This is a genomic window from Anaerotruncus sp. AF02-27, from assembly GCF_003465835.1.
Taxonomy (GTDB): domain Bacteria; phylum Bacillota; class Clostridia; order Oscillospirales; family Ruminococcaceae; genus Anaerotruncus; species Anaerotruncus rubiinfantis.
The window spans coordinates 53,875-71,523 of the sequence record NZ_QSBX01000002.1; the positions used below are offsets into that span (position 1 = coordinate 53,875).

Sequence of the window (17,649 nt, forward strand, 5' to 3'; positions counted from 1 at the left end):
ATGATTCTGTGGATATAAAAAAGAACGCGCGGCTGCGCGAACTTCTTAAAAAGCCCGGAATCCTTGTGATTCCGGGGTGCCACGATGCGCTCGGCGCGAGGTTGATCCAGCAGACGGGTTTTTCGGCCTGCTACATGGGTGGGAACGGTTCGATGGCCAGCCTGCTCGGAATGCCGGATATTGGGCTGGCGACAGCCAGTGAGATGATTGGCCGGGCGCATTTGATCGCGGAATGCATCGATTTGCCGCTCATCTGCGATTCGGATACCGGATATGGTGGGCTGAATAATGTCTGGCGCACGGTACGTGATTATGAGGCTGCCGGCGTCAGCGGCATCCATATCGAGGATCAGGTCACGCCTAAAAAATGCGGCGCCATGGACGGTGTCGAACTCATCCCCGCGGAAGAGATGTGCAAAAAGATCAAAACAGCCGTCAAAGCGCGCCGTGATCCCAATTTTGTGATTATCGCACGCACCGACAGCTACCTGCAGGTGGGGCTCGAGGAAGCCATCCGCCGCTGCAGACTCTTTGCAGAAGCGGGCGCTGATCTTTTGATGCCGACCTGTGTAGCTTCTGCGGAGGATATGCGCGCCTTTACGCAAGCGATTCCAGATACGCCGTTCTTTATTGATGTCAACGAGTTCTCCCAGGAGATGCACAATTTCAGCGACAGGGAACTCGAAACCCTGGGGGTCAAGGTGGTGGTCCACCCAATGATGTCGATACTGCATGAGGCGGCTGCGCTCGGCGCGCTTTACCGCTGCTATAAGGAGTGCGGTTCGACTGACGAATACTTGAAAAATGGCCGCTTTATGCCGCAGAGGGAATACCAGGCGCTGATCGGTTATGAATTCACCAACAACATCGAAAAGATCATCTCCGAATGATGCGGCGCGTAAAAAGATTATTTAGCGATATCATATGATAAAGGAGTAACATACTATGGCCTTTCTAGGAAAAAGCGTGCGGCTCAACCGCCTGATGCCACAGGGAGACGGACTCTATCTCGGGCTCACTGTGGACCATGCGATGGCGCGCGGCGTGCTGCCCGGGCTTGATACGATTGCAGATACCCTTGAGAAGCTCCTGGCGGGAGACCCCAATGCGATCACGATGCACAAAGGGATTGCCGAACACTGTTTTGAGCAATATGCCGGCAGAGTTCCGCTGGTGCTCAAATGCAGCACATTCTCGCCTTATCAGCCGGGCGCCGATGTGATCGTTGCGGATATAGAAGAAGCGGTGCGCATGGGCGCGGACGCTGTGTCGGTTGGCTGTATCGTTGGCGGTGACAACCAGCCCGAACAGATTCGCACGCTCAGCGAGTTCAGCAAGGCGGCAGCTTCGGCCGGTATGCCGCTGGTCACCCATATTTATCCGCGCGGCAACCTGATTGCCCAAGAGGACCGTATGGCGTGGCAGAATGTGCTCTATGCAGCCCGCGTCGCGGCAGAGCTCGGCGTGGATCTCATCAAGACCAACTATCCGGGCAGTCCGGAAGACTTTGAAAAAGTGGTGCGCGGGACGCCTACCCGGGTCCTGGTCGCGGGCGGCGCTCCGGGCGGTACGATCGACAGCTATCTGCAGATGACCCGTGACGTGATCGACGCGGGCGGAAAGGGAGTTACCTACGGGCGGTTTGTATTCCAGTATCAGAATCCGACCGCGCTGGTGAAAACCCTGCGCAAGATTGTGCATGAGGGCTATTCGGTCAGGCAGGCCAAAGAATATCTCGCAGAGCTGGAAAGCAAATAAGGAGGAACCGCATGATCCAGTTTGACAGCACAAAACCGCGCGATGTCGTTGCCTTTGGACGCGCGACGGTGGATTTATACGCAAACGGCTTTGGGCCAATTGAAGAGATCGCGACCTTCTCCAAATTTGTCGGCGGATCTCCTGCAAACACGGCGGTCGCAATGGCAAATCTCGGCCTCAGGACCGGTTATATCGGCAAGGTTTCGGACGATGGCCTCGGCCGGTTTGTCATCCGATATCTAGAAGGCAAGGGAATTGACATTTCCCACATCGCGTTCGCCGCGCCAGGTGTGCGTTCCGGACTGACGATCGGGGAATTTATCGCACCGCGTAAAAGCAACTATTATGTTTACCGCAACGACTGCGCGGATTTGCAGATCGACTGCGCGCAGCTTGACGAGAAGTACATTGCTTCCCACAAAATGATCCTGATTTCCGGCACCTCGCTTTCTCATTCTCCGGTACGTGAAGCAGTTTTCCTCGCCATGGAGTTCGCGCGCAGGAACGGTACAAAAATTGCACTCGACCTTGACTACCGTGAGGGAACCTGGGATAGTGTGCAGGAGGCGAGCATCTATTATATGATGGCCTGTGAAAAGGCCGATATGGTGCTTGGCACCCGAGAGGAATTCGACGTGATGGAATACTGTTATATGCCGGACAGCCATGACAACCGTGCTTCGGCCAACCGTCTGCTGAAAGCGGGCGTTTCGATCGTCTCGATTAAGAAAGGGAAAAAAGGTTCGGACGTTTATACGTCGGATGGACAGGTATATGAAGGAAGCACCTATCCCGCCAAAATCGAAAACACCTTTGGCGCGGGCGATTCTTATTCCGGGGCCTTCAACTATTGCATGATCCACGGGATTTCGGTTCCGGAAGCACTCAAATACGCGGCGGCTTCCTCTTCGATCACCATTTCCGGACAGAGCTGTTCGGAAGCGATGCCAAATCTCGTACAGGTCGAAGAATATATGCGCACCCATGAATATGGCGCGCAGGATTGAGAATTGAGGGGTTTTTCTTAAAATAGTCGAATCACTTGAGAAAGCGCGGCGGCAAAACTTTCGTTTTGCCGCCGCGCTTTCTCGGGCTATAGGTTGCGATCCGAAAGAAACGATATCCCTATTCTTCCAGCTCACCTATAATGAGATCTCATTTGGTACGCAACCTTATAGTATAAATCATTCTGGAAAAAATAGATACTGCTCACCAGAAGATTTGTTTTGAACACCATGTACAAGGTGAACAAATGTTCTGTATCTAAAATCGGATTATGAGGCTAGAGAATTTAAACAATTTTGCTCTATTTTCAGTATTTACATAAAAAATTCGGTGTTTTACACAAATTTAAGGGGTTTTTGGGAGATAAATAAATTGGCTCTAAATATCCGTTTTCTGTTACAATATGCATAGTGAAGTTGCGCTTTATTTATGATATGATAAAAACGTTGAAATATCAGCGTTCAATTAAATGCAGGTAATAGATTAACGAATAGATCCGATTGTCGAGGATGAACAAATAATGTCAAATGAATTTATACTGAATGCACCCTATAAGCCGACCGGAGACCAGCCGCAGGCAATCGAAAAACTGACGCAGGGCGTGCTCGCGGGATATAAAGAGCAGGCCCTTTTGGGCGTGACCGGCTCCGGAAAGACCTTTACAATGGCAAACGTTATCGCGCGTCTCAACCGGCCCACGCTGGTGCTCGCGCATAACAAGACGCTGGCCGCGCAGCTTTGCAGCGAGTTCAAGGAGTTTTTTCCCAACAACGCTGTCGAGTATTTTGTAAGTTACTACGACTACTACCAGCCGGAAGCGTATATCGCGAACACCGATACCTACATCGAAAAGGACTCGGCCATCAACGATGAGATCGAAAAGCTGCGCCATTCGGCGACGGCGGCCCTTGGCGAACGCCGGGATGTCGTTATTGTTGCGAGCGTTTCCTGCATCTATACGCTGGGTGACCCAATCGACTATAAAAACATGGTGATCTCCCTGCGTACCGGCCAGCAGCGGGACCGGGACGAGCTTCTTAAAAAGCTCGTAGAGCTGCAGTACGAACGCAATGACATCAATTTTGTGCGCAATAAATTCCGGGTCCGTGGGGATGTTGTGGAAATATTTCCAGCCTACTGGAGCGATACGGCTATCCGTGTGGAGTTCTTTGGGGACGAGATCGACCGCATCACAGAAATCAATACGGTGACCGGAGAGGTCAAAAATATCGTGAACCACGCCGCAATTTATCCGGCCTCCCATTACATCGTTCCACGCGAAAAGATGCTGACAGCGATCGATGAGATCCGCCGCGAATGTGACGAACGGGTGTCCTGCTTTAAGAGTCAGGGTAAACTCATCGAGGCACAGCGAATTATGGAACGCACCAACTATGACATCGAAATGCTTCAGGAGGTCGGATTCTGTAAGGGCATTGAAAACTATTCCCGTGTTATTTCCGGCCGTGCGCCGGGTTCCACGCCATATACGCTGCTCGACTATTTCCCGGATGATTTTCTGCTGTTTGTAGACGAAAGCCATGTGACTCTGCCGCAGGTGCGGGGGATGTATGGAGGCGACCAGTCGCGTAAACGCAGCCTGATTGATTACGGTTTCCGGCTGCCGTCCGCGCTTGACAACAGGCCGCTCAATTTCGACGAGTTTTACCAGAAGCTCAATCAAATCATTTTCGTCAGCGCGACGCCGGGCAGCCTGGAGCGTGAAAAAAGTGCTCAGATTGTCGAGCAGGTGATCCGTCCGACTGGACTTGTCGATCCGGAGATCGAGGTGCGCCCGGTCGAAGGGCAGATCGACGACCTGCTTTCCGAAATTAACCTGCGCGCGGAAAAAGGGGAACGGGTGCTTGTCACAACGCTCACCAAGAAGATGGCGGAGGATCTCACCGCATATATGGAGAATATGGGGGTTAAAATCCGGTATATGCACCATGACATCGATACGATCGAACGCATGGAGATCATCCGTGACCTGCGTCTTGGGGAGTTCGACGTGCTGGTTGGCATCAACCTGCTGCGCGAAGGCCTCGATATCCCGGAGGTTTCGCTTGTGGCGATCCTCGATGCGGATAAGGAAGGGTTCCTGCGCAGCGAAACGTCGCTGGTGCAGACAGTCGGCCGCGCCGCCCGAAACGCCGGGGGAAAGGTTATCATGTACGCCGACTCGGTCACCGAATCGATGGAGAACGCGATTCGGGAGACCTACCGCCGCCGCGAGATTCAGATCGCCTACAATAAGGAACACGGCATCACGCCGCAGACGATCAAAAAGGATGTCCGCGACATCATCGAAATCTCTGCGAAGGAGGAGCCCTCCTCTGGGAAAAAGCGCGGCAAGAAGATGGGCCACAGGGAGCGCGAAGCGATGATTGCGAAACTGACCGCTGAGATGAAGAATGCGGCAAAAATTTTGGAATTTGAGCATGCCGCCTACCTGCGTGACAAAATCCAGAAGCTCAAAGCGGAAGATGAGAAACCGAATAGGCTGCCTTCGATGAAAGGCAGGAAATAAGTGCGCGGCAAATCCGCGCATCTCGCCGCGTAAATGCCGCGGCAGGCTGGAGGAACAAAATTAGATGGCACTTGATAAAATTGTAATTAAAGGCGCGCGGGAGCACAATTTGAAGGACGTAGATCTGGAAATCCCGCGTGACAAGCTAATTGTCTTTACAGGGCTTTCCGGCTCGGGAAAGAGCTCCCTGGCATTCGATACAATCTATGCCGACGGGCAGCGGCGGTATGTCGAAAGCCTGTCGAGCTATGCCCGGCAGTTTTTGGGACAGATGGAAAAACCGGACGTCGATTCGATCGAGGGGCTTTCGCCCGCGATTTCAATCGATCAGAAGACCACTTCCAAAAACCCGCGTTCCACGGTCGGCACCGTGACAGAAATCTACGATTATCTGCGTCTGCTTTACGCGCGCATTGGCATTCCGCACTGCCCGGTCTGCGGCCGGCCGATCGAACAGCAGACGGTCGACCAGATGGTGGACAAGGTGATGTCTCTGCCGCAGGGGACCCGTGTGCAGATCCTTGCGCCGACCGTGCGCGGCAGGAAGGGCGAACATATCAAGGAGTTTGACGCCGCGCGCCGGTCGGGTTATGTCCGCGTGCGTGTCGACGGGAATCTGTACGATCTCTCGGAGGAGATCCGGCTTGAAAAAAATAAGAAGCACACAATCGAAATCATTGTGGACCGGCTCGTGGTCAAAGAGGAGATCCGTTCTCGCTTGGCGGATTCGCTTGAAACAGCGCTTGCGCTTTCAGGTGGTCTGGCGGTCGTCGACGCAGATGGGGAAGAACTGACCTTCTCCCAGAACTACTCCTGCCCGGACCACGACATCAGCATTGAGGAACTGACCCCGCGCATGTTCTCTTTCAATGCGCCGTACGGCGCATGCGAAAAGTGTACAGGGCTCGGCACTTTCCTGAAGGTCGACCCGGACCTTGTGATCCCCAACAAACGCCTGACCATCCGGGAGGGCGCGATCCGCGCCTCCGGCTGGTACTACGCCGAAGGCGGAATCGCGCAGATGTACTACGAAGGACTGGCGGCGCATTACGGCTTTTCGCTTGATGTGCCGGTGGGGAAGCTTTCGCAGAAGGTCATTGACATCCTGCTTTACGGCACCAACGGCGAAAAGATCCAGATGCACCGTGAAAACGGGACTACCAAAGGCACCTACTACACCGATTTTGAGGGGATTGTCAACAACCTGGAACGCCGGTTCCGGGAGACCAATTCGAGCTGGATGCGTGAAGAGATCACCAACTGGATGAACAGCGTCGAGTGTCCGGTCTGCCACGGCGCTCGGCTCAATAAGACCGTGTTGGCGGTGACGGTCGGCGGGCTTAACATCAGCGAATTCTGCAAGTTGTCGGTGACGGCCGCGCTCGAATTTCTCGATGGACTTACGCTCACCGCACGCGAGCAGATGATCTCCGAGCTGATCATCAAGGAAATCCGCGAGAGGCTCGGTTTTCTGCGCAGTGTCGGGCTCGAATACCTCACGCTGGCGCGGTCGGCCGGGACTCTTTCAGGCGGTGAAAGCCAGCGCATTCGGCTGGCCACCCAGATCGGCTCATCGCTGATGGGGGTGCTTTATATTCTGGATGAGCCGTCGATCGGGCTTCATCAGCGGGACAATGACAAGCTGATCGCGACGCTCAAGCGGCTGCGCGACCTTGGCAACACGCTGATCGTGGTAGAGCACGACGAGGACACGATGTACGCGGCCGATTATATCGTCGATGTCGGTCCGGGCGCGGGTGTGCACGGCGGTCAAATCGTCTGCGCGGGCACGGTGGACGAAATCAAGGCGTGCAAAGGATCGATCACCGGACAGTATCTGTCCGGTGCGAAGCATATCCCGCTGCCTGTCGAACGCCGGAAAGGGAATGGCAACTTCCTCAAAATCGTCGGCGCTGCGGAAAACAACCTCAAAGAGGTGAATGTGGACATCCCGCTTGGCGTGTTCACCTGTGTGACCGGCGTCTCCGGCTCTGGAAAGAGCTCTTTAATCAATGAAGTGCTTTATAAACGGCTGACGCGAGAACTCACCAACCCACGGGTCAAGCCCGGAAAGCATATTGACATTGAAGGGATCGAACAGGTTGACAAGGTGATCGACATCAACCAGTCTCCGATCGGACGCACGCCGCGCTCCAATCCGGCGACCTACACCGGCGTTTTCACCGACATCCGTGAGCTTTTCGCACAGACTGCCGATGCCAAGATGCGCGGGTACAAATCGAGCCGCTTTTCCTTCAACGTCAAGGGCGGGCGCTGCGAGGCCTGCGAGGGCGACGGCATCATCAAGATTGAGATGCACTTTTTGCCGGATATCTTCGTCCCGTGCGAGGTCTGCAAGGGCAAACGCTACAACCGCGAGACGCTTGAGGTGAAATACAAGGGCAAATCGATCCATGATGTGCTCGAAATGACGGTGGAGGAGGGGCTTGCGTTCTTTGCAAGCGTGCCGAAGATCGCCCGTAAGCTGCAAACCCTCTATGATGTAGGGCTCGGTTACATCAAGGTCGGTCAGCCAGCGACCACGCTGTCGGGAGGAGAGGCCCAGCGGGTCAAGCTCGCGACCGAGCTTTCACGGCGTCCGACCGGAAAGACCGTCTACATCCTGGACGAGCCGACCACCGGGCTTCATACCGCCGATGTGCACAAATTGATCGAAGTCCTGCAGACAATCGTGGATTCGGGGAATACTGTCATCACAATTGAGCATAATTTAGAGGTAATTAAAACCGCCGATTACATCATCGACCTCGGTCCGGAAGGCGGAGACAAAGGAGGTATGGTGGTTGCGACCGGCACGCCGGAGGATATTTGCAGGGTAAAAGCCTCCTATACCGGACAGTATCTCAAAAAAATGCTTAAATAGAGGAAATTTTTTCATTTAGGGTCTTTACAGTAATACACGAATATGGTATAGTTTTTGGTATGGAAACATTGCAGATGTTTTAACAATAATGTAAAGGAGATTCTGAATATGGCGAAGTATGTTTGCACTATTTGCGGTTATGTTTACGATGAAGCGGAAGGATATCCGGAAGGCGGCATCGCGCCCGGCACCAAATGGGAGGATGTCCCGGAGGATTTTGTCTGCCCGACCTGCGGCGTTGGCAAAGATCTCTTCGAACAGGAGTAATGATCATGTGGCCATCCGCCGGGATGGTCACATCTTTTATACGGATTTCTAACAGGGAGGAATTTTCATCATGGCAGCCATTAAAATTACCGACAGCATCTATTCCGTGGGTATCCTCAACCCGAATATGCGGGTGTTTGACATTGTGATGACCACCGAATACGGCACATCCTACAATTCCTATATCCTCAAGGGTTCGGAGAAAACCGTCCTCATCGAATCCTGCCACAAGACCTATTTTAAGCACTATCTCGACAATATCCGCCAGGTGGTGGACCCCGCCGAGATTGACTATATTATCCTTAACCACAACGAGCCCGACCATTCCGGTTGTTTGGCCCAGTTGCTGGACTTCACGCCGAACGCCACGCTCATTGCTTCTCAGGCCGGTTCGATCTATCTGAAAAACATTACCAACCGCGCCGATCTGAAACTCCAGGTGGCAAAAAACGGGGAGGTACTCGATATCGGCGGCAAAACGCTGCGCTTTATTTCGGCGCCGTTTCTGCATTGGCCGGATTCGATGTTCACCTGGTGCGAGGAGGAGAAAACGCTCTTTTCTTGCGATTTTCTCGGCGCGCACTACTGTGAGCCGTATACTTTTGACTATAACATGGCCTATCCAAAGAAATACCAGGCGGCTTTCCGCGGCTATTATGACGCCATCTTTGGGCCGTTTAAGCCCTATGTGCTGGCTGGGCTCGATAAGATCAAGGATTTGCCGGTCGAATACTGCTGCAACAGCCACGGCCCGGTCCTGACCAGGGACGGCTGCCTGCAGGCGGCGATGGATCTTTACCGCGCTTGGAGCCAGCCCGTTAAGAATGAGCGGCTGACCATCCCGGTCTTCTACACTTCAGCCTATGGCAACACCCGGCTGGTCGCAAAGGCGATCCAGTCCGGCATCCTGTCGGTAAAACCGGACGCAGATGTCGTGACCTATGACATCATCAAGCATGATATGGGCGAGCTGTCCGCGATCCTGAACGGATCGGATGCTTTCGCGCTCGGCAGCCCCACCATCAACGGTGACGCGGTCCCGCCCGCATGGATTCTGCTGTCCCATGTGGACGCGGTCAACAACCGCAAAAAACCGGCGTTGGTATTTGGCTCTTACGGCTGGAGCGGGGAAGCGGTTCCCAACCTGACCGCCCGTCTGCAGGGGCTCAAGATGTCGGTATTCGGAGAGGGGTACAAGGTCTGCTTCGTCCCCTCAGAGGAGGATCTGCGCAAAGCGGAAGAACTTGGCCGCGCTTTTGCGGAAAGCCTGAAATAATCAAAATGCAGCTTGCAAGCCGGACGGGGATTCCGTCCGGCTTTTTGCGGCCCTGCTCTTGAAAATATGGTGCTCCAATGGTATAATAAACTGATATATTGTGGTTTTGGAGGACTGATTTTGTCTGTGATAGAGAGAATCCGCCTGAGCGATGAAGCGATGCTGCGGCAGAAGGAATTTTCTTTCCGTGCCGGCGAGCTGCTCGCGAAGCGATACGACCATCCGCCGCTCTGCTATGTGCATTCGTTCGGCTGCCAGCAGAATTCGAGCGACGGGGAAAAGATTAAAGGGATGCTTGCCGAAATTGGATATGGTTTTGCGGATTCGCCCGAAAATGCGGATCTGGTAATCTACAACACCTGCGCGATCCGCGAAAATGCGGAGGAGCGGGTTTATGGAAATGTGGGGGCCCTAAAGCCGGTGAAGAAGCGCCGGCCGGATATGCTGATCGGGCTTTGCGGCTGCATGATGCAGCAGCATCGGGTCGCGGAAAAGATCCGCCAGAGCTACCCATACGTTGACTTGGTTTTCGGTACCCATGCGCTTTACACACTGCCGGAGCTGCTCTATAACCGGTTGTCCGGCAGGGCAAGGCAATTTTCAAACGCGGATATGGACGGAGAGATCGTCGAAGGAATCCCGCTTGCCCGCGATGGTAAGATCAAGGCAAACCTGCCGATTATGTACGGATGCGACAATTTCTGCACCTATTGTATCGTGCCGTATGTGCGCGGCCGGGAGCGCAGCCGCGAACCGCGCGACGTGCTGCACGAGGCGCGGGAACTGGCGGCGGCGGGCTACCGGGAAATCACTCTGCTCGGGCAGAATGTGAACTCCTACGGCAAGGGGCTTGCCGATCCGGTCGATTTTTCCGATCTCCTGCGTGAGGTAAATGCGGTGGAGGGCGATTTCTGGGTCCGGTTCATGACCAGCCATCCGAAGGACTGCACCCAAAAACTGATCGATACGATCGCCCAGTGTCCGAAGGTCTGCAACCACATCCATCTGCCGGTGCAGAGCGGCAGCAACCGGGTTCTGGCGGCAATGAACCGCCGTTATACGGTTGAAAGCTATCTCGGGCTTGTCGATTACGCGCGTGAGCGGATCCCCGGCGTGACTTTTTCAAGCGATATCATCGTTGGATTTCCGGGAGAAACTTACGAGGACTTTCAACAGACGCTTGAACTGGTGAAGCGGGTGCGCTACACGACGCTTTTTACCTTTATCTTCTCGCCGCGTTCCGGCACCAGAGCTGCTCAAATGGAGGACCCTATCCCGGCGGCGGAGAAGTCGAGATGGTTTCAGGAATTGCTTGACTTGCAGTCGCGGATACGCGGGGAACAGCAGGAGGCCTGCGTCGGAAAAACACTGCGGGTACTTGTGGAAGGTCCCGGAAGAACCGGAGAAGGCTACCTTTCCGGACGGACGGTATCGAACGACATTGTCGAATTTACCGGACCCGAAGAGGCGGTTGGAAATTTTGCCGATGTAAAGATTGCGCGTGCGTTAAACTGGGCGCTCTTCGGCAAAATAGAATAGAATTGTGATCAAAACCAAGAAAATAAAAGGAGAAACAAAAAATGGACGTTATTGCAATCGCACGGGAACTGGGAAAGGCCATCCAGCAGGATGAAAACTATCTGCGCATGATGACCGCGCAGCAGCAGAATGATGAGGATGCCGCATTGCAGCAGCTCATCGGAGAATTCAACCTCAAACGCATCGCGCTCAACAACGAGATCAATAAGGCCGACAAAGATCAGGAAGCGATCAACAAGGTGAATGATGAGATCAAGGAGATCTACGGCAAAATCATGACGAATGAGAACATGCTTGCTTACAACGAAGCGAAAGCCGGGCTTGACAGCATGGTGGACTTCGTGCTCCAGATCCTGCGCGGCAGCGTGAATGGGCAGGACCCTGACCTGATCGAACAGCAGGCGAGCTGCGGCGGGAGCTGCGATTCCTGTTCCGGCTGCCATTAAAAGAAAGACAGATAACAAAAATCATCCCGGAGGTCGCCGCAGATGCAAGTTGACATGACAAAGCTCTCTCCAATGATGCAGCAATATTTTGCCGTCAAGGAAAAACACAAGGATCACATCCTGTTTTTCCGCCTGGGCGACTTTTACGAGATGTTCTTTGACGATGCGATCGTCGCGTCAAAAGAACTGGAACTGACCCTGACCGGGCGCGACTGCGGGCAGGAGGAGCGCGCGCCGATGTGCGGCGTGCCATACCATGCCTGCGACGCGTATATCAACCGGCTGATCAAAAAAGGGTTCAAGGTGGCCATCTGTGAGCAGATGGAAAACCCTGCCGAGGCAAAGGGCGTGGTCAAGCGGGAGGTCATCCGTGTGGTCACGCCCGGCACCCTCATCGAACAGAATATGCTTTCGGAGGATGCGAATAACTATATTGCCTGCGTGATGTTCACGGAGGCGGGCTTCGGCCTTGCCTGCGCGGACATCTCGACCGGGCAGCTGTTTGTCTCCCAGTTCGCGGCCGACGCCGAAGGCGAGCTCATCAACGAGCTGGGACGGTATTCCCCAAGCGAGATCATCTTTAACGACGGCATCCTTGATAAAGCCGCTCTCACCGGTTTTATTAAAAATAAGCTGCACTGTGTGGCCGATCTGCTGGACGCGGACCGCTTTGCCGCTAGGAATGCGCGCGGGCTGATTGAAAAACATTTCTCAAAGAGCCCGGAGGAGCTCGGGATTGAAGGCAAGGCGCTTGCGGTTTCGGTGCTCGGCGCGCTGCTTTCCTATCTGTATGAGACCCAGCAGAAGGGTCTTGAGCGAATCACCAGCGTGAGCTATGTCAACGCGGAACAGTATATGGTGCTCGGGCTCACCGCGCGGCGCAACCTCGAGCTTACCCAGACGATGCGTTCCGGTGAAAAGAAAGGGACGCTGCTCTGGGTACTCGACAAGACAAAGACCGCGATGGGAAAGCGCCTGCTGCGCAGTTTCCTCGAAAAGCCGCTCGTGAACCCGGCGGTGATCAACAAGAGGCTCAACGCGGTGGAGGAACTCTATAACGACACGATGCTGCGCTGCGACCTTATCGAATCGCTCGCGGGCGTTTACGACCTTGAACGGCTGATGACCCGCATAATCTACGGCAATGCCTCCCCGCGGGAGTTCAAATCGCTTGAATGTACCTGCCGGGTACTGCCTCCGATCAAAGCGCGGTTGGAAGATTGCAAAAGCGCTTATCTGTCCGATATTTACCGCCAGACCGACCCGCTCGCCGACCTGTGCGGGCTTATCTCCCGTGCAATTGTGGACGAGCCGCCGGTGGCGCTCAAGGACGGCGGCGTGATCAAGGAGGGCTTCGACGAGGAGCTTGACGGCCTGCGGACGCTGGTGCACAACACCAAGCAGATCCTTGTTGGGATCGAGACGCAGGAAAAGGAAAAGACTGGCATCAAAAATTTGAAAATTGGCTATAACCGTATATTCGGATATTACATAGAAGTGACCAAGTCGAATCTTGGCTTGGTTCCGGACACCTATATCCGCAAGCAGACGCTTGCAAACTGTGAACGCTACATCACCCAGGAGCTCAAGGACCTGGAGGACAAAATCCTCTCGGCGGGCGAGCGGATCACGTTATTGGAGGCAAAGCTCTTTGAGTCGGTGCGCCAGCAGGTTTCCTCCGAACTGCACCGGGTGCAGGCGACCGCTTCGGCGCTCGCGCAGCTCGACGTATATTGTTCGCTCGCGGCGGTCGCGGTTGCAAACGGCTACTGCCGCCCGGAGGTCAATTTTTCGGACGAAATCAGCATCAAAGACGGGCGGCACCCGGTGGTGGAGCTTCTGATGAACGGGGCTCCATTTGTGGCCAACGATACGGCGCTGAATAATTCCGACAAGCTGATCGCAATTATCACCGGCCCCAATATGGCCGGAAAATCGACCTATATGCGTCAGACGGCGCTTATTGTGCTGATGGCGCAGATCGGTTCGTTTGTGCCTGCCGCGTCGGCTTCGGTCGGCGTGGTTGATGGGATTTTCACCCGCGTGGGCGCTTCGGACGACCTCGCATCCGGACAGTCAACCTTCATGGTCGAGATGACCGAAGTCGCGGAGATCATGCGTGAAGCGACCGACAAGAGCCTGCTCATCCTCGATGAGATTGGACGCGGCACTTCTACCTTCGACGGCATGAGCATTGCACGCGCGGTGCTTGAATACATCGCAAATAAACGTTATGTCGGCGCAAAGACCCTCTTTGCGACCCATTACCACGAACTGACCGCGCTCGAGGACGAGCTGCCAAGCGTCAAAAATTACAATATCGCCTGCAAAAAGCGCGGGGACGACATCACTTTCCTGCGCCGGATCGTGCCGGGCGGCGCGGACGACAGCTATGGCATCGAGGTCAGTAAGCTCGCGGGCGTGCCCGACTGGATCATCAAGCGCGCCCGGCAGGTGCTCGGCAAGCTTGAGGAAGGCGAAGAAGTGAAACCTGCCGGAAAGAAGAAAGCGCACGCCGAAGCGCCGGGCGATCAGATGTCCTTCACAGCGGTGATTCCTTCCGAAGTGGAGGAAAAGCTCAAACAGATCGACGTCAACACCCTCACGCCGATTGAGGCGCTCAATAAACTGTACGAGCTGAAAACACTGCTTAAAGATTGACGAATGGAGGTGGGCGCATGGCAAGGATTAATGTACTTGATAAGCAGATCGCCGAACTGATCGCGGCGGGTGAGGTGGTCGAACGGCCGGCGTCCATCGTGAAGGAGCTCGTGGAAAACGCAATCGATGCGGGCGCTACCGCCGTGACGGTCGAAATCCAGGCGGGCGGGGTGCGGTATATCCGTGTCACCGACAATGGATCCGGCATTTTGCGGGAGGACGTAGCAAACGCCTTTCTGCGGCACGCGACCAGCAAGGTGCGCGTGCAGGAGGATCTTTCGAATATCCTGACGATGGGATTTCGCGGTGAGGCGCTTGCTTCGATCGCAGCGATGTGCCGGGTCGATCTCTTGACCCGCACGCCGGATGACGTGGCCGGGACCCATTACGCGATCGCGGGCGGAGAGGAGCTTGTCTGCGAGGATGCGGGCTGTCCTGCCGGCACCACAATCACGGTGCGGGATGTCTTTTATAACACCCCGGCACGTATGAAGTTTCTCAAAAAGGACGTGTCGGAGGGGAACTCTGTGGCGGCTGCCGTTGAAAAAGCCGCGCTCGGCAATCCTGGCGTGGCTTTTAAGTTTATCCGCGACGGCGCGGTGAAGCTGCAGACGCCGGGGGATGGCCAGACCCTTTCCTCGATCCGCTGCGTCCTTGGTCGGGAATTCGCAGAGAACGCGATCCCGGTGGACTATCAGCATGGGAATATCCGGCTCACCGGCTACATCTGCAAGCCTCTGGCGGCCCGCGGAAGCCGTTCGATGCAGAATTTTTTCATCAACCACCGTTTTATCCGCTCAAAAACATGTATGGCGGCGCTGGAAGAGTCCTACAAAAATGCGCTGATGGTTGGGAAATTCCCGTCCTGTGTCCTGGACCTCACCGTCCCGCCGCAGGTGGTCGACGTGAATGTCCATCCGGCCAAGATCGAGGTGCGCTTCGCGGATGAGAAGAGCATTTTCGACCTGGTCTATTACGGTTGCAAAACGGCGCTCGGACAAAGTCGCCTGCAGCCCGAAATCAAGGCGAAATCGGAACCGTTCAATCCATTTGCGCTCCACACTGAACCAGCCGCGCCACAGCAGCAGCGGCTGAGCGTGAATGAATACAAGATGCTGCTCGAAAAGCAGATGTACAGGGAGGAGCCAAAGCGACCGTCGCTTGACCATGTTTTTTCCGCGGTCCCGGCACAGCCGGTCCGGACGCCTTCCTGGAAGCTTGACGTCGAGACCCCGCCTGAACCGAAACTTCAGCAGCAGGCGCCAGCCAGTTTTTTGACCGTGGAGTCGCCGGAGCCGCCGAATACCCCATACACCAGCAGAAACGCGGACGATCCGCCGATTCGGCTCACCTATGAGCCGGTGCCAAAAGCGGCGCAGGAACCGTCCGTCTCCCAGGGGATATCTGCGAAAACCGCGGATATATTCGCGGACGCATTGCTCGTTGGGGAATTGTTCGATACCTATCTTGTTCTGCAATCCGGGGACGAAATGATCCTCGTCGACAAACACGCGGCACATGAACGGCTGATCTTCAATAAGCTTCTGCGTGAAGGAGTCGGGGCGGACAAGCAGATTTTACTCACACCGGTCTCGGTGCGGCTTTCCCCGGAGGAATACGCGGCGGTGCTCGACCATCTGGAGCTTTTCGCAAAAGCAGGGCTTTCGGTCGAGGATTTTGGAGATTCATTCGTTGTGGTGCGGGAAGTGGCTCCGATTCTGGCTGATGCGGACCTTGCCGGAATTGTGGAGGAGTTTGCGCAAAAGCTGCTGCATTACAGCAGCCGGCTTCTGCCCCAGTATTTGGAGGAATTCTATCACACGGTTGCCTGCCGCGCGGCCATCAAGGCACATGACAAAACCCCTGTGCCTTCGCTCGAGCAGCTTATCACGCTGCTCATTGAGGATGGAGACGCACAGCATTGCCCACATGGACGGCCGGTGGCAATCCGTATGCGGAGGCAGGAGATTGAAAAAAAATTTGGCAGGCTGGGATAGATGATGCAGGAAAAGAAAAGAATCCCACTCATCGCGGTGGTTGGGCCAACTGCTTCTGGAAAAACCGCGCTTGCGGTCGCGCTGGCAAAAGCATTTGACGGCGAAGTGATATCGGCCGATTCAATGCAGATTTACCGGCGTATGGAAATTGCAACCGCAAAGCCGACGCGGGAGGAGATGCAGGGTATCCCGCACCATCTGATTGATTTTGCCGAACCGGACAATACCGCTTTTTCCGTCGCGGATTACACAAAGCTTGCACATGATGCGATCGCAGAGGTATCCGCGCGAGGTAAGCTCCCGGTTCTCGCGGGCGGCACCGGGCTTTATGTGAATGCGGTGATCGACAACCTCGATCTCACCGAGATCGAAAACGACCCAGCGCTCCGGCGGACGCTTCATGCGCAGGCGGCCGAACGCGGAAACGAAGCGATGCTTGAAGAGCTGCGCCGGGTGGACCCCGCGCTCGCGGAAAAGCTGCACCCCAACAATCTGGGCAGAATCCTGCGCGCATTGGAGGTTTACCGGCTCACGGGCATCCCGATGAGCGAACACCAACGGCGTTCAAGGCTTGCGCCGGCCCGCTATCTGCCGTGCGTGATCGGCATCACATTTGAGGACCGCAGCCGGCTCTATGAGCGTATTAACCGCCGGGTAGACGGAATGCTTGCGGCAGGGCTCGTGGAAGAAGCGCGCGAAATCAGCCGCATCTATGGAGGGACTGCCATGCAGGCGATCGGTTACAAAGAGCTGCAGCCGTATCTCGACGGGGAGGAAACGCTCGAGAATTGTGTCGGGAATCTCAAACAGGCAACAAGAAGATATGCCAAACGCCAGCTTTCATGGTTCCGGCGGGATGAAAGGGTTCACTGGCTTTTGGCCGACCATTTTGATTCTGCCGGAGAGCTTGCAAGGGAAGCAGAAAACGTAGTTCACAAGAGCGGGATAATATGCTATAATTAACTAGTTATACAGCTCTTATCAGTGAGGCTGGTTTTCCAGCCAGGAGGCAAAACATGAAACAGCTCAATTTACAGGATGTCTTTCTGAATCAGGCGAGGCGTGAGAAGATCACTGTCACCATCTATCTGACCAACGGGTTCCAGTTCAAGGGCGTGGTGAAAGGGTTTGATTCCTTTACAGTCATTTTGGACTGCGAAGGCAGACAGAATCTCGTATATAAACATGCAATTTCGACCATCATCCCTTCAAAGCCGATCAGCATCCTGGAATCCGCTGAGAACGATAAGGAAAATACGGACTGACCGATCGGAGTATTTCTTATT

At 54.8% G+C, this 17,649-nt stretch carries 13 protein-coding genes; all 13 read left to right on the forward strand.

Features of this window, described 5'->3' with window-relative positions; translation table 11 throughout:
* Positions 1-8: 8 nt before the first annotated feature.
* The 13 genes from DWV16_RS02315 (at position 9) to hfq (ending at position 17,628) form a co-directional block, all read left to right on the forward strand.
* Entirely contained in the window at positions 9-890 is an 882-nt protein-coding gene (locus DWV16_RS02315; protein WP_199719755.1) for an oxaloacetate decarboxylase, read from the forward strand.
* Positions 891-945: 55 nt separating this feature from the next.
* The gene (locus DWV16_RS02320; protein ID WP_066459596.1) at positions 946-1,758 is read left to right on the forward strand and encodes a class I fructose-bisphosphate aldolase; all 813 of its coding nucleotides are present in this window, start codon (positions 946-948) and stop codon (positions 1,756-1,758) included.
* 11 nt (positions 1,759-1,769) lie between these two features.
* Entirely contained in the window at positions 1,770-2,765 is a 996-nt protein-coding gene (gene iolC, locus DWV16_RS02325; protein WP_118477699.1) for a 5-dehydro-2-deoxygluconokinase, read from the forward strand.
* Between the two features lie 518 nt (positions 2,766-3,283).
* Positions 3,284-5,293, forward strand: coding sequence for an excinuclease ABC subunit UvrB (uvrB, locus tag DWV16_RS02330; protein ID WP_066459591.1), 2,010 nt, complete (start codon positions 3,284-3,286; stop codon positions 5,291-5,293).
* Positions 5,294-5,357: 64 nt separating this feature from the next.
* Positions 5,358-8,177, forward strand: coding sequence for an excinuclease ABC subunit UvrA (gene uvrA / locus DWV16_RS02335; RefSeq protein ID WP_066459588.1), 2,820 nt, complete (start codon positions 5,358-5,360; stop codon positions 8,175-8,177).
* A 108-nt stretch (positions 8,178-8,285) separates the two neighbouring features.
* Positions 8,286-8,444 (forward strand): rubredoxin, encoded by a 159-nt coding sequence (locus DWV16_RS02340; RefSeq protein WP_066459586.1) that lies wholly within the window; start codon positions 8,286-8,288, stop codon positions 8,442-8,444.
* A gap of 70 nt (positions 8,445-8,514) precedes the next feature.
* Positions 8,515-9,720, forward strand: a complete 1,206-nt coding sequence (locus DWV16_RS02345) for an FprA family A-type flavoprotein (protein WP_118477700.1) — start codon at positions 8,515-8,517, stop codon at positions 9,718-9,720.
* 126 nt (positions 9,721-9,846) lie between these two features.
* Positions 9,847-11,259 carry a tRNA (N6-isopentenyl adenosine(37)-C2)-methylthiotransferase MiaB gene (gene miaB, locus DWV16_RS02350; protein WP_341472897.1) on the forward strand — a complete coding sequence of 471 codons (1,413 nt, stop codon included), beginning with the start codon at positions 9,847-9,849 and terminating at the stop codon, positions 11,257-11,259.
* A gap of 41 nt (positions 11,260-11,300) precedes the next feature.
* Complete coding sequence (locus tag DWV16_RS02355; protein WP_066459580.1) at positions 11,301-11,705, forward strand: YlbF family regulator; 405 nt, start codon at positions 11,301-11,303, stop codon at positions 11,703-11,705.
* Positions 11,706-11,759: 54 nt separating this feature from the next.
* Entirely contained in the window at positions 11,760-14,366 is a 2,607-nt protein-coding gene (mutS, locus tag DWV16_RS02360) for a DNA mismatch repair protein MutS (protein ID WP_118477824.1), read from the forward strand.
* Between the two features lie 17 nt (positions 14,367-14,383).
* Positions 14,384-16,363: a DNA mismatch repair endonuclease MutL gene (gene mutL / locus DWV16_RS02365; protein WP_118477701.1), complete on the forward strand. Its 1,980-nt coding sequence runs from the start codon at positions 14,384-14,386 to the stop codon at positions 16,361-16,363.
* A complete protein-coding gene (gene miaA, locus DWV16_RS02370) occupies positions 16,364-17,326 on the forward strand; it encodes a tRNA (adenosine(37)-N6)-dimethylallyltransferase MiaA (RefSeq protein WP_066459577.1) in 963 nt (320 codons plus the stop codon).
* Positions 17,327-17,379: 53 nt separating this feature from the next.
* Positions 17,380-17,628, forward strand: a complete 249-nt coding sequence (gene hfq, locus DWV16_RS02375) for an RNA chaperone Hfq (protein WP_066459575.1) — start codon at positions 17,380-17,382, stop codon at positions 17,626-17,628.
* The last annotated feature ends 21 nt before the right edge of the window (positions 17,629-17,649 follow it).

Coding starts and splice junctions, on each gene's coding strand:
- DWV16_RS02320 (WP_066459596.1), top strand. CDS start 946: ATGGCCTTTCTAGGAAAAAGCGTGCGGCTCAACCGCCTGATGCCACAG.
- iolC (WP_118477699.1), top strand. CDS start 1,770: ATGATCCAGTTTGACAGCACAAAACCGCGCGATGTCGTTGCCTTTGGA.
- uvrB (WP_066459591.1), top strand. CDS start 3,284: ATGTCAAATGAATTTATACTGAATGCACCCTATAAGCCGACCGGAGAC.
- uvrA (WP_066459588.1), top strand. CDS start 5,358: ATGGCACTTGATAAAATTGTAATTAAAGGCGCGCGGGAGCACAATTTG.
- DWV16_RS02340 (WP_066459586.1), top strand. CDS start 8,286: ATGGCGAAGTATGTTTGCACTATTTGCGGTTATGTTTACGATGAAGCG.
- DWV16_RS02345 (WP_118477700.1), top strand. CDS start 8,515: ATGGCAGCCATTAAAATTACCGACAGCATCTATTCCGTGGGTATCCTC.
- DWV16_RS02355 (WP_066459580.1), top strand. CDS start 11,301: ATGGACGTTATTGCAATCGCACGGGAACTGGGAAAGGCCATCCAGCAG.
- mutS (WP_118477824.1), top strand. CDS start 11,760: ATGACAAAGCTCTCTCCAATGATGCAGCAATATTTTGCCGTCAAGGAA.
- mutL (WP_118477701.1), top strand. CDS start 14,384: ATGGCAAGGATTAATGTACTTGATAAGCAGATCGCCGAACTGATCGCG.
- miaA (WP_066459577.1), top strand. CDS start 16,364: ATGATGCAGGAAAAGAAAAGAATCCCACTCATCGCGGTGGTTGGGCCA.
- hfq (WP_066459575.1), top strand. CDS start 17,380: ATGAAACAGCTCAATTTACAGGATGTCTTTCTGAATCAGGCGAGGCGT.